At 44.3% G+C, this 23,418-nt stretch carries 23 protein-coding genes; 6 read left to right on the top strand and 17 right to left on the bottom strand.

The window, feature by feature from the left end:
* The first annotated feature begins 8 nt into the window (after positions 1-8).
* On the top strand, positions 9-758 hold the full coding sequence (locus C2M32_RS07060; protein ID WP_105167755.1) for an ElyC/SanA/YdcF family protein: 750 nt from the start codon (positions 9-11) through the stop codon (positions 756-758).
* A gap of 24 nt (positions 759-782) precedes the next feature.
* Here the strand turns inward: C2M32_RS07060 and C2M32_RS07055 are convergent, their stop codons facing one another.
* Positions 783-1,535: a Nif3-like dinuclear metal center hexameric protein gene (locus C2M32_RS07055; RefSeq protein ID WP_105167754.1), complete on the bottom strand. Its 753-nt coding sequence runs from the start codon at positions 1,533-1,535 to the stop codon at positions 783-785.
* A 154-nt stretch (positions 1,536-1,689) separates the two neighbouring features.
* On the opposite strand from C2M32_RS07055, the gene C2M32_RS07050 reads away from it, so the two are divergent.
* Complete coding sequence (locus C2M32_RS07050; protein ID WP_105167753.1) at positions 1,690-2,079, top strand: hypothetical protein; 390 nt, start codon at positions 1,690-1,692, stop codon at positions 2,077-2,079.
* A gap of 76 nt (positions 2,080-2,155) precedes the next feature.
* Here C2M32_RS07050 and C2M32_RS07045 read toward each other — a convergent pair whose 3' ends face one another.
* The 4 genes from C2M32_RS07045 to C2M32_RS07030 form a co-directional block, all read right to left on the bottom strand.
* A complete protein-coding gene (locus C2M32_RS07045; protein ID WP_105167752.1) occupies positions 2,156-2,695 on the bottom strand; it encodes an SRPBCC family protein in 540 nt (179 codons plus the stop codon).
* Positions 2,696-2,873: 178 nt separating this feature from the next.
* Entirely contained in the window at positions 2,874-3,482 is a 609-nt protein-coding gene (locus C2M32_RS07040) for a transglycosylase SLT domain-containing protein (protein WP_105167751.1), read from the bottom strand.
* A gap of 123 nt (positions 3,483-3,605) precedes the next feature.
* The gene (gene gshA, locus C2M32_RS07035) at positions 3,606-5,183 is read right to left on the bottom strand and encodes a glutamate--cysteine ligase (RefSeq protein ID WP_105168027.1); all 1,578 of its coding nucleotides are present in this window, start codon (positions 5,181-5,183) and stop codon (positions 3,606-3,608) included.
* Between the two features lie 59 nt (positions 5,184-5,242).
* Entirely contained in the window at positions 5,243-6,181 is a 939-nt protein-coding gene (locus C2M32_RS07030; protein WP_105167750.1) for an NADP-dependent oxidoreductase, read from the bottom strand.
* 202 nt (positions 6,182-6,383) lie between these two features.
* Between C2M32_RS07030 and C2M32_RS07025 the strand changes: the two genes are divergently transcribed.
* Positions 6,384-7,931, top strand: a complete 1,548-nt coding sequence (locus C2M32_RS07025) for a methyl-accepting chemotaxis protein (RefSeq protein ID WP_105167749.1) — start codon at positions 6,384-6,386, stop codon at positions 7,929-7,931.
* A gap of 77 nt (positions 7,932-8,008) precedes the next feature.
* Here C2M32_RS07025 and C2M32_RS07020 read toward each other — a convergent pair whose 3' ends face one another.
* The 4 genes from C2M32_RS07020 to rluD all read right to left on the bottom strand — a co-directional run bounded on the left by C2M32_RS07020 (position 8,009) and on the right by rluD (position 13,584).
* Positions 8,009-8,779, bottom strand: coding sequence for a response regulator (locus C2M32_RS07020; RefSeq protein WP_105167748.1), 771 nt, complete (start codon positions 8,777-8,779; stop codon positions 8,009-8,011).
* A gap of 429 nt (positions 8,780-9,208) precedes the next feature.
* The gene (clpB, locus tag C2M32_RS07015; protein ID WP_105167747.1) at positions 9,209-11,782 is read right to left on the bottom strand and encodes an ATP-dependent chaperone ClpB; all 2,574 of its coding nucleotides are present in this window, start codon (positions 11,780-11,782) and stop codon (positions 9,209-9,211) included.
* 89 nt (positions 11,783-11,871) lie between these two features.
* Positions 11,872-12,597, bottom strand: coding sequence for a peptidoglycan editing factor PgeF (pgeF, locus tag C2M32_RS07010; RefSeq protein WP_105167746.1), 726 nt, complete (start codon positions 12,595-12,597; stop codon positions 11,872-11,874).
* A gap of 9 nt (positions 12,598-12,606) precedes the next feature.
* Positions 12,607-13,584 carry a 23S rRNA pseudouridine(1911/1915/1917) synthase RluD gene (gene rluD, locus C2M32_RS07005; RefSeq protein WP_070992559.1) on the bottom strand — a complete coding sequence of 326 codons (978 nt, stop codon included), beginning with the start codon at positions 13,582-13,584 and terminating at the stop codon, positions 12,607-12,609.
* A 123-nt stretch (positions 13,585-13,707) separates the two neighbouring features.
* On the opposite strand from rluD, the gene C2M32_RS07000 reads away from it, so the two are divergent.
* Positions 13,708-14,466, top strand: coding sequence for an outer membrane protein assembly factor BamD (locus tag C2M32_RS07000; RefSeq protein WP_105167745.1), 759 nt, complete (start codon positions 13,708-13,710; stop codon positions 14,464-14,466).
* Positions 14,467-14,549: 83 nt separating this feature from the next.
* Here the strand turns inward: C2M32_RS07000 and glnB are convergent, their stop codons facing one another.
* Positions 14,550-14,888 (bottom strand): nitrogen regulatory protein P-II, encoded by a 339-nt coding sequence (glnB, locus tag C2M32_RS06995; RefSeq protein WP_070986635.1) that lies wholly within the window; start codon positions 14,886-14,888, stop codon positions 14,550-14,552.
* A gap of 142 nt (positions 14,889-15,030) precedes the next feature.
* Here glnB and C2M32_RS06990 point away from each other — a divergent pair, with 142 nt between their 5' ends.
* Positions 15,031-15,567 (top strand): GspH/FimT family protein, encoded by a 537-nt coding sequence (locus tag C2M32_RS06990; RefSeq protein WP_158678157.1) that lies wholly within the window; start codon positions 15,031-15,033, stop codon positions 15,565-15,567.
* Between the two features lie 83 nt (positions 15,568-15,650).
* Complete coding sequence (locus tag C2M32_RS06985; RefSeq protein ID WP_105167743.1) at positions 15,651-16,169, top strand: GspH/FimT family pseudopilin; 519 nt, start codon at positions 15,651-15,653, stop codon at positions 16,167-16,169.
* 1 nt (position 16,170) lies between these two features.
* Here C2M32_RS06985 and C2M32_RS06980 read toward each other — a convergent pair whose 3' ends face one another.
* The 7 genes from C2M32_RS06980 to C2M32_RS06950 all read right to left on the bottom strand — a co-directional run bounded on the left by C2M32_RS06980 (position 16,171) and on the right by C2M32_RS06950 (position 23,412).
* A complete protein-coding gene (locus C2M32_RS06980; protein ID WP_105167742.1) occupies positions 16,171-16,590 on the bottom strand; it encodes a type IV pilin protein in 420 nt (139 codons plus the stop codon).
* Positions 16,577-19,609 carry a pilus assembly protein gene (locus tag C2M32_RS06975; RefSeq protein WP_105167741.1) on the bottom strand — a complete coding sequence of 1,011 codons (3,033 nt, stop codon included), beginning with the start codon at positions 19,607-19,609 and terminating at the stop codon, positions 16,577-16,579. Before C2M32_RS06975 ends, C2M32_RS06980 begins: the two co-directional genes overlap by 14 nt.
* 1 nt (position 19,610) lies before the next feature.
* A complete protein-coding gene (locus C2M32_RS06970; protein WP_105167740.1) occupies positions 19,611-20,084 on the bottom strand; it encodes a pilus assembly protein PilX in 474 nt (157 codons plus the stop codon).
* Positions 20,072-21,064 carry a PilW family protein gene (locus C2M32_RS06965; RefSeq protein ID WP_105167739.1) on the bottom strand — a complete coding sequence of 331 codons (993 nt, stop codon included), beginning with the start codon at positions 21,062-21,064 and terminating at the stop codon, positions 20,072-20,074. The genes C2M32_RS06970 and C2M32_RS06965 overlap by 13 nt, the downstream gene beginning before the upstream one ends.
* Before the next feature lie 4 nt (positions 21,065-21,068).
* Complete coding sequence (pilV, locus tag C2M32_RS06960; protein ID WP_105167738.1) at positions 21,069-21,626, bottom strand: type IV pilus modification protein PilV; 558 nt, start codon at positions 21,624-21,626, stop codon at positions 21,069-21,071.
* A gap of 98 nt (positions 21,627-21,724) precedes the next feature.
* Positions 21,725-22,390, bottom strand: a complete 666-nt coding sequence (locus C2M32_RS06955) for a LytR/AlgR family response regulator transcription factor (protein ID WP_105167737.1) — start codon at positions 22,388-22,390, stop codon at positions 21,725-21,727.
* A complete protein-coding gene (locus C2M32_RS06950) occupies positions 22,387-23,412 on the bottom strand; it encodes a sensor histidine kinase (RefSeq protein WP_105167736.1) in 1,026 nt (341 codons plus the stop codon). Before C2M32_RS06950 ends, C2M32_RS06955 begins: the two co-directional genes overlap by 4 nt.
* Positions 23,413-23,418 lie beyond the last annotated feature (6 nt).

The following is a 23,418-nucleotide window of genomic DNA, read 5'->3' as shown; positions in this document are numbered from 1 at the left end:
GGTTTTTTATGTTTCTGTTTAAAAAAGTGTTCGGTGGCTTACTGATGCCGCTACCGCTTACATTGATTGTCGCTGCAATGTGTTTGTTATTTGTAAGCAAAACCAACATAAAGTCATATATTATCCTTTGGCTTACGTTAATTTTTCTATGGTTTATCAGCACCCCGTTTTTCGCAAGCAAGTTGCTCAGCTCTACTGAATCACAATTACACACCTTTGATGTGAGCAAATACCCAAAAATAGACAAAATAGTGGTACTTGGATGCGGGGCACATCTTAACCGTCAACACATCCCTAATGCACAGCTAACAGCTTGTTCGTCCACGAGACTGACGGAAGGATTGAGGCTGGCACATCACTATAAAAACGCTGAATTAATAGTTTCAGGTCATAACAGCGCCCCGCTTATGAAGCAAACAGCGATAGCCATGGGGATTTCTAGTACACGAGTTAGAGCAAACCCAACCGCTATGGATACCAAAGACGAAGCAAAACTATTAGCACCTTACCTAGTTGATAGACAAGTCGCTTTAGTAACCTCCGCCAGTCATATGGCACGCGCAAAAGATTTATTCTGGGCGCAAGGAGTCGACACAATTGCCGCCCCCACTGAGTTTTATAACCTGCATAATGAACCCAGCTATAAGCAGTTTATTCCACAAATATTTGTGCTTGAAGCTGTCACTGCTCATTATCACGAAATGTTAGGAACGCTTTGGATAAAGCTCAGGCGTACTATTGACCCAGAGGCGCTGTAAGGCGCCTTCAATAAATAACGAGTCTCAGACTGGATTATCAATGTCGACAAAGGTGACATCAAAACCATATTGCTCAGCCAAATACTCTCCGAGTGCTTTGATACCATAACGCTCTGTGGCATGGTGCCCAGCTGCAAAAAAGTCAATACCTTGTTCATTAGAGCTATGAATGGTTTGTTCTGATGCCTCACCCGTCAAATAGGCATCGATGCCTCTGCTTGCAGCCAAATCAATGTAGCCTTGTCCGCCCCCCGTGCACCAAGCTATGGTTTCTATGGGCTTGTTTCGAACCGAATTAATCAGTGGCTTGCGATTGAGCACGGTTGCAACCTTTTCGGCAAATACCTCAGCAGACATCGGACTTTTAAGTCGGCCATGAACCGGCACACTACTAGGCCCGCTTTCTAATCCACCTAAGATTTCAATATCCAGTAGCTTTGCCAACTGCGCGTTGTTTCCAAGCTCTGGATGAATGTCTAATGGCAGATGATAACCATACAAATTAATATCGTTTGCTAATAAGGTGGCGATACGGCGCTTTTTCATACCCGTAATAACCTGTGCTTCACCTTTCCAAAAATAGCCATGATGAACCAAAATCGTATCGGCCTGTAGCTCTACCGCTGTATCAACTAATGCCTGACTAGCCGTCACCCCAGTTACGATTTTGCGAATATTTTCAGCACCTTCAACTTGCAGACCATTCGGTGCAAAATCTCGGATCGCATCGGGTTTTAACAACTCCGTTAGAGTGTGTGTAAATTCTGAACGCTTCATGAAATTACCAGTATTTGTTCTAAAAATTTTACAAATTTTGGCGTTTATACAGCCAAAATGGAAGCAAAACCCTTAAAAAATTGAAAAATAGCGCAAATATGGGTATAACTATTCATTAATCTTAATCCCGCGTATAAAACGACTAGGATCTACGATGAGTAAACTAGATAAAAATGAAGTATTAAGCGCTTTTGAAGCTGCTTACGAAGCTGCCCACGGCAAAAAGCCTGAGATCACAACCAAACCGGGTTGGTACAGCATTGACGGCGGGAAAAACCTGCGTCTTGCTGATGTAGCAGCACTGACAGAAGAGCTTACTTCTGGTTCTTCAACAAAGAATGAAGCGCCAAAGGCAGCACCTGCTAAAAAAGCAGCGCCTGCTAAAAAAGCAAAAACAAGCAAAGCTGCACCTGCAAAAGCGCAAAAGAAAGCGTCTTTTAAAGTAGTTAAAGAAAACGCTGATGGCTACACTGCAGAAGAGCTATGGATTGCTGAGCTTGCTGGCAAAGACCATGATTGTCGCTTACCTCGTGGTGTTGTATAACACTGACGTTTGTAACGACATAAAAAAAACCGCAGTGTGCGGTTTTTTTTATGTCTGCGATCTGGTTTTATTGCCATTATTCAACGGGATGTTCGAGCACTTCCTTGAGATTTTCCAACCCCATTTGCAAGTCATCACCTAACATTTGTTCAAAGTCCACCACCAGCAACATCAAATTCATTGGGTAGTCCATATGGCCGCTAAATCCCCATTTTACTCTGGTGCCCTCGGGTGCTTGTTCGGTGATCATATAAGCTGGGTCTATGGATTGAAACGGCTCTTTAAAGCGTAATTCAAAATCAATGCGTTGGTTTTCGTCAATTTTGATAATCTCTTGCTCGCCCACCCCCACTTCAGGGTGTTTACTTCGCCAAGCTGAGACAAAACCCACCGTACCGTCTTCACCGCGATATTCGGTTTCCATCGCGGGATCCATTTGTGCCCAGGTGCTGTAATTACCCTGATTTTTTAGCAGCTTAATATACGAAAACACCTGTTCGACGGGTTGCTCAATCACCACTTCACGCTCCACATGGTAACTGTCGGCCACAAACAGCGCGAGAATAAATGGCGAAGCGATGATCAGCAGCAATATGATTATTATTTTTTTAAACATGCTTGGGTTCCTGTGTTTTAGTTATTTGTTATCAAGCATAGACGATTTTTCAAAAGCAATACACGATTAAGCATAGCGACGAACAATAGTAGCGATATTACATGAAAAACCTAAACCAGAACTTGCAGCCCGTGCGCTACAATTAAATTCACAGCGCTATTTGCGTAACAGGCAAGTTCTATCCAAACAAACGTTCAAACCAATTTTTATCTAGGTCTTCTTCACAACGTTTGAGCTGTGCGCCATAGCGGCTAGCGCGATGTTTGACCTTATTGGCCACGGCCATCAACCATTTTTTCTTACGATAGGTGCCGCGTTTATATCCGCCCCAACCTTCATGATAATTGAGATATTGTGCATAGGCATCCCACTTAGAAACACCATTGATTTTATGGGTTTTATAAACAAACCACGCCATAAAATCGATAGCATCTTCAAAATCGTCTCTATCGGCACCTGAGTTACCAGTTTCGCGAATATAATCGCTCCAAGTAGGTGTTTTAGCTTGAGAATACCCGTAGGCCGAGCTCGCCCGCCCGATTGGTATAAACCATAAGAAGTACTCCATTGGTGGCGCTGCGTCGTGTTTGAAGGAGCTTTCTTGGTACATCATGGCCATTAATACGTGCTTTGGTGATCCCCATTTATCTTGAGCATCGCGAGCATCATAGTACCAATCTTCTTTTTCTTGGAAAATTTTACAAATATCATTGGGTTGCTTGGGGGGAGCCGTTGCACAACTCGCTAGCAACATCAGTACAGGCAATAAAATTATAATTTTTTGCATTTTTTTACGAACCCGTTGAACTTTTATAAATAATGCCTGTCTTAACCTATGAATGCAGCAGTTTAGCATTGTTTCATCCCTGAAATTTATTTGCGCAGCCTTTGGAGCTGCGCTTTTTTTTGCCTAGGCTTTAGCAAAATAATCACGTAAGAACGTCACAAAATCCTTATTGTCGTTTTCCTTAATTGAAATTGCCGCTTGTTCAGACTCTGCCGCCGCAAGGTCAAGCCCCTGTTGACTATATTCCACATAGCCAACATTCTGATACGATGCCTTATACTTAGCTGCTAAATCAAGCGCAAATACACCGCCATCCTGCTGTCTCTGTTTAAGTGATGATATCAAACGACCTGAGTAGGTTTTCTCTGGCTGCGTCACCCATGTCTTTAATTCATTGATAGTATTAACATACTTATCGGTTCCATAGGCTTCATCCATCCATTTTGCCACATCTTCTAATTCTGAGAAGATACGCTTTGCCCATGCTCTTAATGTGATGTTATTACTACCTTGCAGTAAAGTAACCTCTGGGTCTCTACCTTGGTTGACCACAGTTGTTAGATTGTCTTGACTGAGTTTTTGCTCATCCCAACTCATCTGAGACGATGGTTTTAGCAAACAATACGTCAAAAACACATCAAGAAAATTAATTTGCTCGATGCTAATCCCTGTATCTACAAATGGATTAACATCTAAGGCACGAATTTCTACATACTCAATCCCACCACGCTCTAAAGCATGTGTGGGTGGCTCACCACTAAGCGCATTGCGTTTTGGTCTGATAGGAGAATAGAATTCATTCTCGATTTGCAATATATTTTTGTTGAGCTGCTTAGGTGTTTCACTGGTGTAATCATCTAATTCACCGTAAAGATCTGAGTGACAGCGGATTGCCTCGCGTAGGCCCGCGATGTACTCATCTAAGCTGTTATACGTTACTTTCAACGATGACTGAGCACTGTTGGTATAACCAAGATCACCAAGACGTAGCGCCGTTCCGTGCTCAAGATACAATGTACCGATACCTAACTGTTTAAACGGCAAATGGCTTTCTTTACCCTGAAGAAAAGACGAACATAATGCTGGAGATGCGCCAAATAAGTAGCTGATCAGCCACAACTCACGCTTGAAGTTACGGATCAGACCCAAATACTTGTCCGACACAAAATGCTGTAACGGCAAAGTATTGCTTTCTAGCGTTTGTAAACTGTGCCACAGTGACTCTGGGTAAGAAATGTTAAAATGCACACCCGCTATCGCCTGCATCATGCTTCCATAGCGGTTTTTTAGGCCTTCACGATACAGCGTTTTCATTCGACCAATATTTGAATCGCCAAACTGTGCCAACGCGATGTCGCTTTGATCATTGATAAAGCACGGCATGCTCATCGGCCAAAGCAGCTCATCACCCATTTTCGACAAAGTGAATTTTTGCAATTCTTTCAACTGAGTCAATGTCTGCTCTGGAAACTCACTAACTGGAGTAATAAACTCCAACAACGACTCCGAAAAGTCCGTAGTAATACTGCTGTGTGTTAATGGATGTCCCGCGCCTTTTGGATGAGGGGTTTGAGCTATCGTGCCATCCTTTTCAATTCTTAAGGCCTCTCGCTCTATTCCGCGCTTAATACCTCTGATGGCATGTTTATGCTCAGGCATCGACAATGCTGAAAGTATTGTCTGTAAATCTGTTGTTATCAAAAAAATATCCTCGGCCAAAAAAGGCAATGCCAAAGTTATGGGGGCTAAACTCGTAATACTCAAGCCAAAATTATGACTTTTCCACTATGCCCGCCGTTTTGCATGTAACGGTGTGCGTCAGCAACCTCAGACAGTGCAAACTGTTTATCCATATGCACTGTCAGTTTGCCACTTCTATACGCTCGATACAATTTATTGAGATCATCACAGTTTGCTGTAACAACCATCCCCTGTGCATTGATTTGTTTACGCTTTGCATGCTCACATAGCTGTTCTTTACTGATTGTTGGCACCGTGACCACATCACTACCAGCCGTTAAGTTGTCAACTAACTCGATAGCCTTGTCTCCACCAACTAAATCGAGCAACTGGCCTGCTCTTCGCGTACTTAGAAACCTAGCATAGTCCATGACTTCGACATCTTGTCGTGCCAACAACTCATGATTGGGTCTTGTGGTCAGCGCAACAACCTTTCTACCCTCAAGTTGAGCAAGTTGTAAGGCTAAATGGCCTACCCCGCCGGTAGGTGCATTGATATATATCGGCACATCAAGATCGGCTGGTACACACTGCAATGCTTGAAGCGCGGTTAAACCACTCAAACAAAGACCTGCGATTGCAGGGTTTTCTTTCTGTATTAAAGGAATTATTTCACTGCAATGGGCATCAACTTGCTGCGCATAACAACCAGGGTGATGCGCAAACCCCACCATACCAATGACATACTGATCCACCGTAAAACCCGTCACTTTGCTACCCACAGCCGTTACTCGGCCATATACATCATAGCCAAGACCCATAAAGTCATTGGCCTTTTTTTGTGCTGCAACAAAACCAAGCCCCATACGTGTTTTAATATCAATAGGATTAACACTGGTGGCCAGCACCTCAATGCGCACGTCCTGTTCACCTAACGCTTTTACGATATGTTGTCGTGCTACAATTTGGTCAGCATCCCCAAATTGTTCAATTCCATACAGATAGTTTAACTCTGTCATTGATATCCGCCTTGTTGCTATGCTCTATAACTCGCTATAATCTAACACAATTAAAGCAAATCTTAATGGTATGATTACAACTATCGCTCAGTACCGCTAAGACTAATGTAACTGAATAAAATCATGGAGCTTGGTGATTTTATCAAGTGGTGAACGAGCTAAGCACTGAAATAGCTTAACTCGTTATCCATAGGGAGAGATTATGCGTCGTGGACAAAATATAATTAATGAAGAAGTTACTTTTGATGATAGCCAACAGCTAGTATCAACCACCGACCTTCGTGGAATAACCACCTACGCCAACGATGCATTCTGCTCGGTATCTGGGTTCTCACGCGAAGAGTTAGTCGGCAAAAATCACAACATCGTTCGCCATCCAGACATGCCCAAAGCGGCTTTTAAAGAACTTTGGGACAAACTCAAAGCTGGCCATTCATGGCGTGGGGTAGTGAAAAATCGCTGTAAAGATGGTCGGTATTATTGGGTTGACGCGTTTGTTACCCCTATTTTCGAACATGGACAGCTAACGGGTTACCAATCTGTGCGTGTACGCCCTGACATGGGGCTCAAGCAGCGTGCGCAAAAATTATATGACGCGATTAATCAGGGAAAAAGTATTTGGCATTGGAGCGAGCAATACAGTCTACGCAGAACACTGAGCTTAATGATTGCCATTTCGGCAACTATAGCGACATTTTGGTCTATGGATACAATGGCTGCGTTATTTTTGCTGCTTACCTTTGTTTTGCTGGTCGTAATTAATTATGACGAGCTCATTAGAACCCCTCAGGCGTTACGTGCCCAACAAGCACAATTCGACTCAGTATCAAGGTATGTATACAACGGCCATCATCCATTTAGCGTTGCACAGTATAGCCAAGGTATGTTGCAAGCAAAACTGCGTACTGTATTAGGACGCATGAAAGACGCAACGTTAACCTTTAAAAACATCGCCACAGGTTTGGATGAGAAATCCAGTAGCACAGAGCACGGGATACAGGCACAAAGTCAGCGTCTTAATTCAATCGCTACGGCCATGTCGCAAATGAGCAGTACCATTGGCGAGATCTCACATAATACAAGTGCCACTGCCGAGAAAGTAGAAGTAACTCAGCAGCATTGTAAAGACATTAAGTCCTCTATGGCTGACAATGCACACATGGTTAATACATTGGCAGGTCAGGTAGATGAAGCAGCGCAAACTGCCACCTCTTTAGCAAGTGAAGCGGAAAAGATTGGCAAGGTCATGACTGAAATCGAGGGTATTGCCGAGCAGACTAATTTGCTCGCGCTCAACGCTGCCATTGAAGCGGCTCGTGCCGGAGAGCATGGTCGAGGATTTGCCGTGGTTGCTGACGAGGTCAGAGCTTTGTCTTCAAGAACACAAAATGCAACCAGCCATATCTATACATCAATCAAAGAAATTCAAGATACTTTGTTTAGTTGGTCACAGGTAATGCAAAGTACCAAAGACAGAGCCGATAACTGCGCGCAAGCCAGTCAACAAAGCCAACAAGCGTTAGAGACAATTTTCACACAAATTAGTGAAATCGCCCAATCAGCCCAAGAGATCTCAGCTGCGGCTGAGCAACAACAAGTGGTAAGCTGCGAAATAAATAATAATATCGGTAATATTAGCGAGCATGGTAACGATAACCTGCAACTAAGCTACAAGGTTGCAGAAGATGCAGCCAAGCTGGTCGAAAGCGCCAATAAAATATCCGGTATGATTCTGACTTTTAGAACTTAAACAGCTATCGAAGCACCAATATTAAAAAGCCTGCATCTTGCAGGCTTTTTAATATCAAAACTGATTGTACTTTATGGTTAGTTATCTTGGATCAGATCACCGCTATCTTGGCCTAGATTCTTAAGTAGATAATCCAACTTGCCCTTAACGGTTTCGTGGAGCATTTCTCTGTTAAAACGGATCCCCATTTGACACACCTTTGTAGCACTGGTGTTGGACTCCAATGCACTAAGTCGAACAGGTACGCCATAAAGTGGCTCAATCAACATATTACCTTCATGATTTAAATCGAAAATATCTAGTTCTATAGAGTAGTTAGTGAACAGGTTAAGCTCGCGGCTATATGTCAACTCAATCAACATTCCCGTGTGGCTAATGTTTTTTACCACGCCAGCAAGCTTACGATTGCTGGTTTGAATTCGCACTCTATGTTCGGGTAAGCTGGACAAACGCACGGCACCACGACGATTCGCCGAATTCCAAGACTTTTGAATCGCATCTTCCAACTTATCTGCACTGAACGGTTTCATTACATATTGCGATACGCCATTTTGGATAGCAGCCAGCACGTGTTCTTTGTCGCCCAGCGAGCTCATCATGATAAAAGGCGTGAACTTATGCTTTTCTGATTTACGAACTGTACGAAGTAACTCGTCTCCATCCATTAGCGGCATTTGCCAATCAGCAATAATGATATCAATATGTCTTGCATTAAGCAGTTCAAGCGCTTCCTTGCCATTGGTGGCGGTATAGACATTCTCCGCACCCAAACGATTTTCTAGAGTGTTCCGTACTAGATTACGTACCAATTGACAATCGTCAACGACCAAAAAGCTCACATCTTGCATTTAATGCTCCGTAAATAGGGAAGAGAGAGACACGGTATTCATAAAACGCGAACATGATACAACAACGTTAGCGATTCCTTCATAACTTAGTTGTAGCACACCCTCAGCCGATAACAACAATTACATTGCTGTGGCTTTATAAACAATCTGTGCATTCTCATAGAAATTATTTGGTAGGTTAACCTACAAGTTCGTCTTCGCCACCAAGTAGCAAAACAGCGACTTAAACTTAGGTCCTTCAAGATTGGGGGGCTGCTATCACCAACCCCGCGCGCAGAGGCATTATACTCATTTTTGCGTACAAAAAAACAACTTCAATAGAAAAAAGCATGAGATTTTAAAGTGGTTGGAGCAGTCGCTGCGTAAACGCCATCACCCAGTAACGCATCGCAGGCCTAGAGCAACCATTGCCTAGACCTGCTCAAGTGACTATTTTATAAACACAATTTCATCGTCTTGCACATCCACCGTGATGCTGTCTCCGCTGACGAACTCGCCAGACAACAAACGCTGAGCAAGTGGGTTTTCGATGTACTGCTGTACTGCCCGTTTCAATGGTCTTGCGCCAAACACAGGGTCGAAACCGCTGGCGGCAATTCTCTCAAGCGCCGCAGGCGTTAAACTAAACTGATAGCCCTTATCCGTAAGCCTTGAGGTTAGTTTTTCCAACTGAATACTCGCAATTTGTTTGATATGCTCGTTGATTAAGGGGTGGAAAACCACAGTTTCATCGATACGATTGATAAACTCAGGTCTAAACTGACTTGCTAAAACACCCATCACCAGTTCTTTGAGCGTCACATAATCGTTATTTCCTGCCTGTTCTTGAATGATATCTGAGCCTAGGTTAGAGGTCATGATTATCACCGTATTTTTAAAATCTACCGTACGCCCTTGGCCATCCGTTAAACGGCCATCATCCAACACTTGTAATAAAATATTGAATACATCAGGGTGTGCTTTTTCAACCTCATCAAGCAATACCACTGAATATGGTCGACGGCGGACCGCTTCTGTCAAATATCCCCCTTCTTCATAGCCAACATAGCCAGGAGGCGCACCAACTAGACGTGCAACTGAATGTTTTTCCATAAATTCTGACATATCGATGCGCACCATCGCATCTTCGGTATCAAACATAAAATGCGCCAGCGCTTTGGTCAGCTCTGTTTTACCGACGCCAGTTGGGCCCAAGAACAAGAATGAGCCAATAGGACGATTAGGATCAGCCAATCCCGCGCGCGAACGACGAATCGCATTAGCAACCGCATTCACAGCCTCATCTTGACCAATCACCTTTTTGTGTAGTTCGTCTTCCATTTGTAACAATTTCTCACGCTCACCTTGGAGCATTTTTGCAACAGGAATACCGGTCCAACGGGATAAAATTTCTGCGATTTCATCTTCTCCTACCTGATTTTTCAGCAGACTCATTTCCTGCATTTCTGCCTGCGACGCGAGGTCTAGCTTACGCTCCAGTTCTGGAATACGACCATACTGCAACTCTGACATACGCTGCAAGTCACTCGCCCGACGAGCAACTTCCAAGTCCAAACGAGCTTGCTCTAGTTCCGCTTTGATTACTTGAGTACCTTGTAATGACGCTTTTTCAGCATTCCATACTTCGTCTAGCTCTTTGTATTCGGCTTCTAGGTCACTGATCAATGACTGCATCTCACTTCGACGCTTTTGGCTGGCCTCATCCTTTTCTTTCGCCAAGGCGTTGTCTTCCAGCTTTAACTGAATGATGCGGCGTTCCAACTTATCTAATTGCTCTGGCTTAGAATCAATTTGCAAGCGAATAGAGCTACCAGCTTCATCAATCAAGTCAATTGCTTTGTCAGGGAGTTGTCTATCACTGATATAACGATGCGATAGATTCGCCGCTGCGACAATGGCTGGGTCAGTAATATCCACCGAGTGATGTAACTCATAGCGCTCTTTTAAACCACGTAGTATCGCTATGGTATCTTCCACGGTTGGTTCACTAACGAATACTTTCTGGAAACGACGCTCAAGCGCGGCGTCTTTTTCGATGTACTGACGATACTCGTCAAGGGTTGTGGCCCCGACGCAATGTAGTTCACCACGCGCCAGTGCAGGTTTTAACATGTTGCCAGCGTCCATAGCACCATCTGTTTTACCGGCACCAACCATGGTGTGGATCTCATCAATAAACAAGATGACCTGACCTTCTTCTTTAGCCAGTTCATTGAGTACAGATTTGAGTCGTTCCTCAAACTCACCACGATACTTTGCACCGGCAACCAAAGCGCCTAAATCTAACGACAGTACCCGCTTACTCTTCAAGCCTTCAGGCACTTCACCATTGATAATGCGCTGTGCAAGCCCTTCAACAATCGCCGTTTTACCTACCCCAGGCTCACCAATCAATACTGGATTATTCTTGGTGCGACGTTGTAATACCTGAATGGTACGACGAATTTCATCATCACGCCCGATCACAGGGTCCAATTTACCTTGCTCAGCACGCTCAGTTAAGTCAATGGTGTATTTTTCTAGAGATTGGCGCGTGTCTTCTGCATTGGGGCTATCGACTTTTTGTCCACCACGAATGGCTTTGATAGCGGCCTCGATTTTTGGTTGAGTGATATTCAAAGCTTTGAAAATATCACCCAACGGCCCCTTATCTTCACAGGCTGCAAACACGAACAATTCGCTGGAAATATATTGGTCTTTACGCTTTTGTGCATACTTGTCGCACAGGTTAATAAGAGAAACAAGGTTATTGGACAGCTGTACATCACCGCCAATTCCTTCAACTTTAAACACTTTTTCAATTGCTTGAGAAAGCTTACTGTTAAGCTCATCTGCGCTCACACCTGCCTGAGCAAGTAGCGCGCGAACACTAGAACCATTTTGCTGTAACAACGCATACATAAGGTGTACAGGCTCAATAAACTGGTGATCTCTGCCCAGAGCTAGGGACTGCGCATCTGAAAGCGCGGCCTGAAATTTACTGGTAAATCTGTCTAAACGCATTGTGCATCTACCTATCAAAAACTATTAACTAGTTAATTAATGGGTATTGTTATGCGAATGTTCAAGTAACGAGTGTGTGGAAAATAAGATTAATTGCGCCAGATCAAACTGGCCATCCTTCCTGTTTGGCCGTCACGGCGATAAGAAAAAAACAACTCACTTTGACTCACGGTGCAAAATTGACCACCAAACACCTGAACAACACCAGAGCGTGCCAATTGCCGGCGCGCAATACTGTAGATGTCAGCAAGATATTTACCATTTTTCTGCGGATAAAAATCATTTTGATGCGCTGCGTTTTGCGCACAAAACTGCGCCTTCACTTCACTGCCAACTTCAAACATAGATGGTCCAATAGCAGGTCCGAGCCACGCATACAGTTGTTCGGCTGAACTGTCGAACAGACGCAAAGTATTAGCAATTACACCCTGTACTAAAGGTCGCCAGCCCCCATGAATAGCCGCCACTTCTGTACCTTGTTCATTGGCTAGCAATATAGGTAAGCAGTCTGCCGTCATCACAGCGAGTGGCTGCTGCGCTATACGTGTGTATAAAGCATCGGCTTTGGGCCAAGGAGTACAGACCGTACGGTGAGTCACCGAAAACACCTGTGCGCCATGTACTTGCTCAAGCCACTGAGCGGGTCGAGGCAAGTACTCACGTAACCGCTGGTGATTACTGTCAACCGCAGCGATTGAATCACCTACATGATAACCTAAGTTAAAACTGTCAAAAGGCCCTGCTGAATAGCCCTCAAGGCGCGTTGTAGACAACGCACTAACTCGGTGCTGAATGGGCCAGTTGGGCAGTATCATCATCTGTCCTTACAATGATAAGTCTGGGTTAACCTTGGTATCTTCACGCAACGCCTGAGTTAGGATTTGCATGTCTTCAGGTACTGGTGCTTCCCAGGTCATCATTTCACCCGTTATCGGATGAGCAATACTCAATTTTATCGCATGAAGTGCTTGTCGCTTAAAGTCTCGCAACTGTGCAAACAACTCGGGCGTAGCATTGCGAGGTGGACGTGGACGACCACCGTATAGCTGATCACCAATCAGAGGATGGTTTAAATACGCCATATGAACACGAATTTGGTGCGTACGACCCGTTTCAAGACGCAAACGCAAGCGCGTATGGGCACGAAACTTTTCCGCAACACGGTAATGCGTGATAGCAGGTTTACCCATTTCGTGAATGGCCATATGGGTGCGCTTTGTTGCATGGCGACCAATGGGCTTCTCAACCATACCACCCGCTGTCATGGTGCCATTACATATGGCTTCATACTCACGAGTAAAGTTTTCTCGAGCCTGTAGATTCTTCACTAAATGGGTTTGCGCTTGAATGGTTTTAGCAACAACCATCAACCCTGTGGTGTCTTTATCCAAACGGTGCACTATTCCTGCTCGAGGCACATTAATAATGTCTGGATGATGATGTAATAACGCGTTCAACACCGTACCATCTGGATTACCTGCACCTGGGTGCACTACCAAACCCATGGGCTTGTTGATCACTAGAATATCATCGTCTTCGTACACAATGTCTAGTGCGATATCTTGCGCTTCATATTCGCGCGGGGCTTCAATCTGGGTTTCAATTGCAACCACTTCTCCACCGAGTAGTTTTTCTCTAGGTGTATTGAACACGGCGCCATCTACGGTGACTTTATCATCTAAAATCCAAGTTTTTATTCTTGAACGTGAAAAATCAGGGAACAATTGCGCCAAAATTTGGTCTAGACGTTTACCACCTAATTCGGTTGGGACTTCAGCTTGAAGGGAAATTTGCTCTGACATCTGTAACTTTACCTAATTTACCAGTGCAAGCTGTGCTCGACTGGGTTAGAATCGCATAAATGCATAGTTTACTCGGTTTTACCGACTTGGCCTAGCCGAAGACAACAAAGGTAGTAAAATAAAATGATAAATAACTTAAGGACGCGCGCCTTTGCCATTGTACTTAGCGCCTCATTTTTAGGCTTAGCAGCCTGCTCTTCAGCGCCAGAACAAGATGAAATAGAACGCGTACCAAATAAATCAGCCCAAGCATTATATGAAGATGCAAAGCAAACCTTGGACTCAGGTTTATACGCTCGCGCCATTGAACTATTGAGTGCAATTAATGCTCGATACCCGTTTGGTCCTTATTCTCGTCAAGTGCAGATGGATTTAATATTTGCTTATTACCAAACTGGTAACACTGATCAAGCACTGGCAAGTATCGACCGTTTTATTCGTTTAAATCCGAACCACAAAAATCTTGACTACATGTACTACATGCGTGGATTGGTCAACATTAAAGCGGATGAGAACGCGTTCCAAGACTATTTTGGCGTTGATAGAGCCGATCGAGATGCCAACCGCACGCGTGTCGCTTTCCAAGATTTGTCGACCCTGATCAAAAGCTACCCAGATAGCGCTTATGTGCCAGAAGCCAAAAAGCGTCTCGTTTGGTTGCTTAACAAGATGGCACGCTATGAGTTAAAAGTGGCTCAGTATTACTTTGAGCGAGAAGCTTACTTGGCCGCCGCTAACCGTGGCAAATATGTTGTGGAGCATTACTCACAAAGCAGCTACCTCAACAATGCGCTAGAGATCATGGAAAAAAGTTACGATAAACTTGGCTTAAGTGACCTCAGCGAACATGCCCGCCAAACCAGAGAACTAAACAAACGCTAGCCTCATGAGAGAATAGTGCAGATATAAAAAATCCCTGCAACGCCGCGGGGATTTTTTTGAACTTTGCTGTTCTAAAACGAGGGTTAAATAGCGTCTTCGTCTTCTTCGCCGGTACGAATTCGTACTACGCGTTCAACTTCAGTCACAAAGATTTTACCATCGCCTATCTTTCCGGTTTGAGCGGTTTTTAAAATCACATCAATCGCGCGCTCTACATCTTCATCAGCCAACACGATATCAAGCTTTACCTTTGGCAAAAAATCCACCATATATTCCGCGCCACGATATAGCTCAGTGTGACCCTTTTGACGGCCAAAGCCCTTTACTTCACACACGGTCATACCCGTAATACCAACGTCCGACAAAGCTTCCCTTACGTCATCTAACTTGAATGGTTTAATTATCGCTTCTATTTTTTTCATGGTTTTGCACTTTACTGTGATGGTGCGTCGATTTTAATCAATCCTAAAAACGTTAGCAAACAAAGTCATTGCGTTGAGGTAAAAAACCACGCCATAATGAAGAAAACTAAAGTTGGACCCACTGTTGAATATGCACCCCCATGTGTTTAAGTCTCGCGGACTCACTCTGATTGAATTGCTCATCGCCCTTATCATTTTAGCCACTTTAGCGTCGCTTGCTTTTTATGGCAATAAAGGCATCTTGAATAGCAATCGAGCTGAGTCATACTTAATTGAACTTAAACGTAATATCACATACGCACGCGCCAAAGCAGCCGCAGATGATCAGGTTGTGATCTTATGTCCAGTTCCCCAAGCGAAGCTTACCGATAATGCGAGTTTCAACTGCCAATCGAGTTGGTCAGGTAATTCACTGGTGACATTTGTTGACCTAAACGGCAATGGTCGCTTTGATAGTGATAGTGACAACATCATACGAGTATTAGATCCAGTAAGTGGTAACGATACTCTGAGCTTTAGCACTGCCTTTATCCGTTTTGATGGTAGCGGCCAAATTACCAGCAATGTGGGTAGATTTGTGTATTGTCCAGATACCGAAGAAGCTGAAAATCAAATGCTTACAGTGACACTTTCTGGTAACGCATTGTTCAACGGTACAAGCCAAGATAAATGTAACTAACAAACGAAGCTTCTCTTGCATTTGCCCATTGATGCACTAGCTTTAATCTACAATCGATCTAAAAGTCCAAGGATGGACATAGAATGCATACCAAAGAAGCAGGGCTAACCCTATTTGAAATGCTTATCGCGATGACAATCATGGCTGTTTTGTTGATGCTCGCCCTATCCAGCTATGGTGAAATCATCTCTGAGCACAGACCAGAATATACTCTTAAACGTATTAAACATGCTTTAAGTCTCGCCAAAGCACACGCTAGCGCTTCGGGCCTTCAAGCCACAATATGTCATCTAGAGCACAACCGCTGTAGCGATAATCAATGGCATAAGTCTATTACCGTCTTTATTGACGTCGGTGAGCCAACCGTATTTGATGCAGATGATAAACGCCTTTTTGAGCTTGAGCCAATACACGCTGCGGATATATTGGTTTACCCTCGTCGTGCGATTGTGTTTACCCGCGATGGCTCCATTAAAGGTTTTACCAATGGCACCTTTGTCTACTGTTTGCCTGAGCAACAAGGCCTTTCAAGTGGCCTAGAAATGAGTATTAGCAACTCTGGACGAGCACGCCTAAGAGACACACAAAAGTGCCCCCTATAAATTACTTTTGATTCCAGCATTGCTGTGTCGTGGCACTTCCTGAACTCAGCTTTTGTCCAAGTTCATTGATTTTCAGCTCGGTGCATTGTTCATCGTTCGCCACAGGTCCTGCGATAGGTGATGCCTTCACCACAAACTCATTATCTTTTACCTCAAGTGAAATTGTATAATAGCCATTAGCTGTTGTTTCAGGCACACCTATATCTGACAACGTGTCCGTATAGGCATGATTATCAACATAATATTGCTCTTGCCTATTGGCGGCATCGAGCAACAAAACCATAGCCTCTGCTCTAGCTGCTTTCACTAGATGCGCTTGATAGCTGGGATAAGCAATGGATGTAACGATTCCTAAAATGACTAATACAATCAATGCTTCAAGCAATGTAAATCCGTTGATACTGGTGTTACTTTTCATCATTTTGCTCTTTTTTATAGATGAACATCTGTTGTGTTGTTAAGCCAAAATCCAAACCTGGGTTGACCAAGGACACTTTGCCATTAACCAACACAGGTACTGGATCGTCCACCAGCGTAGAAGGCGTCCACGGAGTCCCTGCAGAAGGCCCATCATCTTGGCTATTGAGGGTGGTATCTAAGGCTGGGCCAACCATACGCACCACAGTTTTGCAGCCATCCGTTTCCGTACCACCTTCACAGCTAAAGTAAACTTTCGGCGTATCTGGTACCGTATGAGTGGTTTCATATTTCAACTGCCCATATACCTGTGTTCCGTAATGGAGATGGAAAGCGTATAAGTTGCCTGTTCCTGTCGACACCTCACAACGGCTAACATTAGCGGGCGGTGTAAAAGATGTGAAATAGGCAATACCTCCAGCGACCACAGGGGCCGCTAGAGATTTTTCATTACCCGAGAGCGCATACTTCCATCCCCTAAATGAACCCAATGTTACTTCAACATTGGTGAACTCTTCTAGATTGCTGCGCTGTGTCGCGAATGGATCCCCTGTTATGTCCATTAAATCACTAATTGTTATTGCTTCTGGAACATTCGTTTGAAATGACTGAGTGACCGTGTGCTCATCTCTGATCATAAACAGGTAGTCATTAACCCCTGTTAATGTGGGCCGTGAGCGGTTGCCTGAGCCTAAAATCACTGCTTCATATGGCGTGTCTTTGCGCGTTTTTACCTTTCCATCTGAGGTAGAGGTAACAGTCACCTTACTGAAAAATGTTCTCACCACTGCGGGCTTATAGAAGAAACGGCGGTCTCCACTGGCGCTACCTTGAGCCAACTGGGCCAGCTTATAATGAGTCCATGCTTTATCGCTACTGTAAGGATCTGCTCCTGGTATATCAACACGCCAGACATCTCCCCCCGTGTCCGCAAAATAGAGCCTATCAGTATATCCATCATAGTTTGAATCAAGCATGGCGACGTCCCCTGCAACACTATGTACTCCCTTGTAACCTTTTTGTGGCGTCAATGACCAAACAAGTCCACCCGTTGCTGCATCTATGACAAAAATACCACGGCCCACCTGATCAGTGGTTTTGGTATAGTTGTCTTTACCTGTATCGTAGCCAGCCCCAAAGATCAGTACCGGCGAAGCACCCTTTGCTTCGATATAGGTTACTTCTGGCTTTGACCAACTTTGTCCTAGCTCTACAAAGTCTCCTTGACCGCCTATCAAAGGTCCTCCCCACATCAGTTTTGGATTATCTGGAGAGGTGATATCGAAGGCATAGTAACGTGTCCCACCACGGCGCATTCCAGCAAACAGCCAGACCTTATCATTGCCATCTACTACGCCATTTTTTTGCGTATCATGAAAGTAAATGGTTAATGGCCCATCCATGCCATACAGCTTTGTATCGGGTTTGCTATAGCGTATATTGGTGACATTTTTGAACAAATACTCTGGCATAAACGCCCAGCTTTCTTGAACGGTATCTCCACTGTCTTTAAACATGTGTAAAAAGCCCGCATTGGTCCCCACAACAACGCGAATATCGCCATTACCATAGTCCATGGATACAGGCTTCGAATGCAGAGGATCGCCAAAAATGGTTTCACGGCGCTCTAGTGTATTGTTATCTTGATCTTCATCGTCTACATCCTTGCCATACAGCCAGTCCATGGTGTTTTGTAATTGCGAGGCATTGGTACCAAACTTTCGAGCAAACTTGTTTCTATTTTTATACCTTGATACCCCCTCATTAATGGTCAAAGGGAGCAATGAGCTAGTACCAAAATCAGAATAAATTGTACGTGTGATTTGCTGACTTAGCTGATAGTTTACCCCTCCTCTTTTTACACTGTTGCCATCTTGAGAGCCACTTTGCGACCAAAAAGTGGTCGCACTTGCTTTAATGAGGCCTTTTCCATCTAACGCCGCAGCACCGTGCATATCAACAACTTTGTCGTTTGAGAACTTGAGCTTTTTAAGGTTTCCTTGCCAACGAGTATGGCTTTCAGGATAAAACATGGTGTAATAAAGTGACTCTCCACTTCGGGTATGATCCGAGCTACTGGTTGACACAGATGGCGATGAGAAACTGTCGTTGAGCTGGCGAATATTATCGATTTGGTTTTTTAAAGCTTCTGACAGCTCATGCGGGGTATTCGCCTGTGTATAAATACCGCCTCCCAAATCCGCCGTTTTTTGCAATATTTCAGTGCCTTCATCGCTCATACCTCGACCAAAGCCTATGGTATACACCCGCCCTCTGTCTTCAACACTGCCCGCTTGCGTGTACAAATCAGATTTATGACGAATAATTTCAGCAAGTGCTGGCATATAATTATCATGGACAGTCGTCGCACTTTTAGAAAATGTATTCCAGTATTCTGTGGCTATATTCCAATTACTTTGGCTATCGTTGGATGGGTCGCCATCGGTCATCACAATAACATTGGCCGAGCTGCTACAAATATTTGGATCATTTGCGATAGACTCAAATGGTGATATATAGTTGCTGTAGCGCTCTACATTACGGTCACGATGAGATGATGGCCAATACCAAGAATAGTAACGACTCCCTCCCGTTAAATATAAATATGCTTCCCATAAGGTTTCACTCAAAGGTGTAGCCCCATTGGCTTCAAGTGCGTTTATCTGGTTTTTAATTTTGCTCGAGCTCGAGCCTAGACCCGCCAGTATGTAGCCACCGTTACTGTCGTTGAAGCGCATCAGTCCAAAGTCAATATCTGGATTATCGTTCACTAGGGTTGTGATCGCGGTTTTAGCCACCCCTAAACGATTATCTGCGCATAAAATGTATCTATCGTAAAAATAGTCATAGCCACAGTCATCACCTGTGGTACTAGAAAATGCCATACTCCCCGAAGTATCAAACACTACCATGACTCTAGGTTTTTGAGTGACATCAGCACTGCGCTTTATGTAGAGCTCGATATCCTCTGCTATCGCTTGATTCGCTATTAAGCCGAGTAAACATAGCCACCACTTTATCATATTAACGTCCCTCTCTGACGCTGAGCATCTCTTGGCCCACCCCTGTGACCACTGTGATTGTGTACTGATCTTTACTACCATAAGTGATAGTGGTTTCAAGCTGAGTCATATTGCATATCACGCCGTTAGTCGCACTATATGAGCGAGGGCAGCTAATTTCCATTGGGCCATGATTTAGACTCGTCACTTTGTTTTTAGCGCCATTCAATCCATCAAATGTATTATTGCCTTGCTCTAGTTGCTCCTTACTAAGCGTAAATAAACTCTGTTCTCCAAGCGCAGCTTGTTGCGCTACAGCCCTTTGCACTTCACCCATTAACAAGCTTTCGGCCTGTTCGCGCTCTTGCGCTGCATGGGTAATTTTTAAATCTATACTGCTGGAGCTCATCAAAGTCACTGCTATGGCTGTCACCGCGACTATCATGATCATAGCACTGATCAAAACGATGCCTCTTTGCTGCCTTATAGACGCCATAATATTGACCCCATATTGTTAAGCCTTATTGTGGTAGAAAACACGGTACGACGAAAATTGTCGTTGAACGTATGTACGCGTTTGTCTGGATCTGACCCTAAGGTATAGGTTTGGTTTGCAAGCTTTAAGTCAGAGTCTGGTTCTAATGCCCTGACTAAAATAAATACCTGCACCGTTAGAATTCCGTTGAGTCTTTCCCAATCAGATGCGGTCATATCCTCCGTGCTACGATACGTATCTACGCGATTATCCGCATTGGTATCAAGTCCAAATACCAACCTTAAATCCTCCACCCCTTCCATCACCGTTTCGCTAATCATGCCACCATTGACCGTTAAGCGACGACGTGACAGTACTGGAATAGTGATAGTTTGGCCTCGCAAGGTGACCTGTTGCTCACTCACATAATAAACATGATGGCTATATGGCCAAAGAGTGGAGTTTACAGTGGGTAATGCCGTGCGCTGCTGACCTGAGGTGAATATGGCTTGCTCCTGATCAGCAATAAAATAATAGCGATTGGTTTGCATGGCTGTACTATTGGGTAACTGCTTACCTTCTAGGAACTTGAGCTGCACAGCTTCGGTGTTTTTCTTCGCATTTGAAATACAGTTAAGCGTATTATCCGTTGCTACAGCAGCATAAATGGAACGAAAATTTGCGGGTGCTGTATCTGGAAAACTACCGTTGTTGATACCACCAAAGCAATCTCCTCTGGGGTTACCTACTGAGTCGGCCATGGTTACGTTTTCTTCGCTAAACCCAGCCTCATAAAAGGTGCCCCAAAACCCAACCTGCTCAATATCTCGAGCTAGAATAGACAACGCCAAGCGCCCTGTTTCTTGCATTTCACCAATAGCGAGCGTGTCTCTGGTCGTCACCTTCATACTAACATACGTTGCCACTACACCGCCGAGTATCAACGCCCCGATAAACAGGGCAATCAACAGCTCAACAATGGAAAACCCTCTCTCTCGCATCTGCTTATGCCCTCACAAGTACATAGCTGTTGATCACGACCAATCTGCGCTTGTCATTTTTTTCGCCACAGTCAATTGCTTGATTTTCCGTACTGGCTTTCATCGCTTGTTTACCTTGCCAAGCGACCACAACCTCGACATTGTACCCTCTATTGCGCGTGCCACCGACCACAGAAGGCGTAATGCACACCGTGGTATTATCTAGTGAACCGGTGTTTTCTCTGGCGCGAATTGCCTGGCGCCAATGCTCTATGTCCATAGCGGCAATGCTGGCTGAATCACATTGTTGGCTAAAGCATCGATTAACGGGGCTAAGCGCGGAAGAACTATTGAACACCAATTTATAGTTACTACTTAGCGCCTGAGTATCATTTACTCTCAGTCGTTGCACTATGTCTTTCGCCAAGGCAATTGCTGCTGCTCTTTGCATTGCATCAAAGCTGGCTTGTTTGGCCTTAGCTTGCAATGCTACTGCACCGAGTAGGCCGAAACTCAGTACCATAAATGCAATCAGTACCTCAAGTAATGTAAAACCTTTACTGTGTGGCAATATTCTTCGCATAACAAAACAAAAAAAGGAACTTCATTAGGTTAGCCTATAACTTTGCAACAGATAAGCAAGTGGTTTGGTGGTGAACGGCTTACTGGACCGATAAACGGTTATTGTCCTGATTTAAGCGCTTGCGCTGCTCGACGACTAACTGGGATAGTCTCAGAGTAACCATTTACCCGAACATAATAACAACCGCTTTCGTAACTAAGCGATTGCATCTGGCTGCGTTTCACCAAGGTATTCCTATGTACCTGTACGAAATGCTCCGGATAAAGTGCTAACAACTGTTTAAGACTCATATCAACAACGGCTTCTGCGTCTGTAAAGATCAACTGCGTATATTTATCATCAGCGCGGGCAACCAATACTTCAGACACTTCCAGCCAGCGGATGTGATTACCAACTGAGTATTTAATTCTGGGTGGAAATAAATGCCTTAACAAAGTATGCAGCTCGCTTTGCTGCACGGGCTTAACCAAATAGCCACTGGCAAATACCCCAAACGCCTCTAAAGCATATTCAGGATGAGCACTAATAAAAATCACTTTGGGTGGGTTAACCAGTTCACTAAGCAACTTAGCAACTTCCAACCCATCCATATCTGGCATACTAATGTCTAGTAATACCACCTGTGGTTGATGGTGCTCAACCAAAGAAATAACTTCCTGGGCTCTACCCGTTTGTGCACAACACTCGTAGTCTGATAAAGAAGATAGCAGCCGTATAATTCGCTGGCGTGCCAATGGCTCATCGTCCACCACTAAATACTTCATGTCAGGTGCCCCGTTGGCACAGTCAAGGTAACCGTGTAGACAAACTCGCTCTGTGCAATCTTTAAACTCGCTCGTCCACCATAATGAAGCGCTAATCTGGCTCGAATATTGTCTTGAGCAATGCCTTGACCTCGATGAGAAGTCTTGCCTGTGCGGTCATAACTATTATTGATCGTGAGCACGACATACTGTGGCTGTATTTGCAAACGCACATTTATCTCAGTGCTCTTACTGACCGGCTCTACGCCATAAATCACTGCGTTTTCCAACAGTGGCTGTATCGTCAATACGGGTAATTGCACCTTAGGAAGCGACTCAGGTAGGTGCCAGTTGACCGTCAGCCGCTCGCCAAAGCGCCAATGCTCTAGCGCTAAATATTGCTTTGCTAATTGTAACTCATCACTCAGCCAAGTTAACTGCTGTGCGCGCATGGTAGCTTTGCACAACTGCGCCAATGTCAAAACCGCTTGTTCCGCGTCCTGTGCATTGCTATGAGCAAGCTCTGCTATCGTATTTAAGCTGTTATACAAAAAGTGTGGCCGAATACGCGCACTCAAGGCTTCAAACTCAATTCTAGAGAGGGTTTCAACGGTTTGCAGCTTGTCTAAGAAAATGGTCATTGAGTGAATAAATAATAACGATACAAACAGGCATATCGCCATATTTTTCAAAACAAATGTCCACTCTAAATCTCCTTGATACAGAGGAGAAAAGTAGCTGACCGCTATACTTATCAGCGCAGTTACACACTGGAATATAACGAGAATTAAAACAACTTGGCTAAGCAAACCATAGCAGCTTACTCGCTTGCGCACGCAATAAAGTGTACTGAAGCCAATGGCACACACGCAGTGAATAAAAAGACTGAATATGCCTAGTCTAACCCAAACATCTTCATAACTAAGAGGTGCGAATGCAAGCACACAAGCGAGGATTTGAGAGGTGATTAGCATCGCCAATACACCTCTGGCGGTCATAATGGTGGGTAGCAGCTGTGAAGTTAAATCACTCGACTTAAGCATGACATG

The organism is Pseudoalteromonas sp. T1lg23B (assembly GCF_002964665.1).
GTDB lineage: Bacteria > Pseudomonadota > Gammaproteobacteria > Enterobacterales > Alteromonadaceae > Pseudoalteromonas.
Note: the sequence above shows the minus strand (reverse complement) of the source record. Positions and strands in the feature narration are given on the sequence as shown.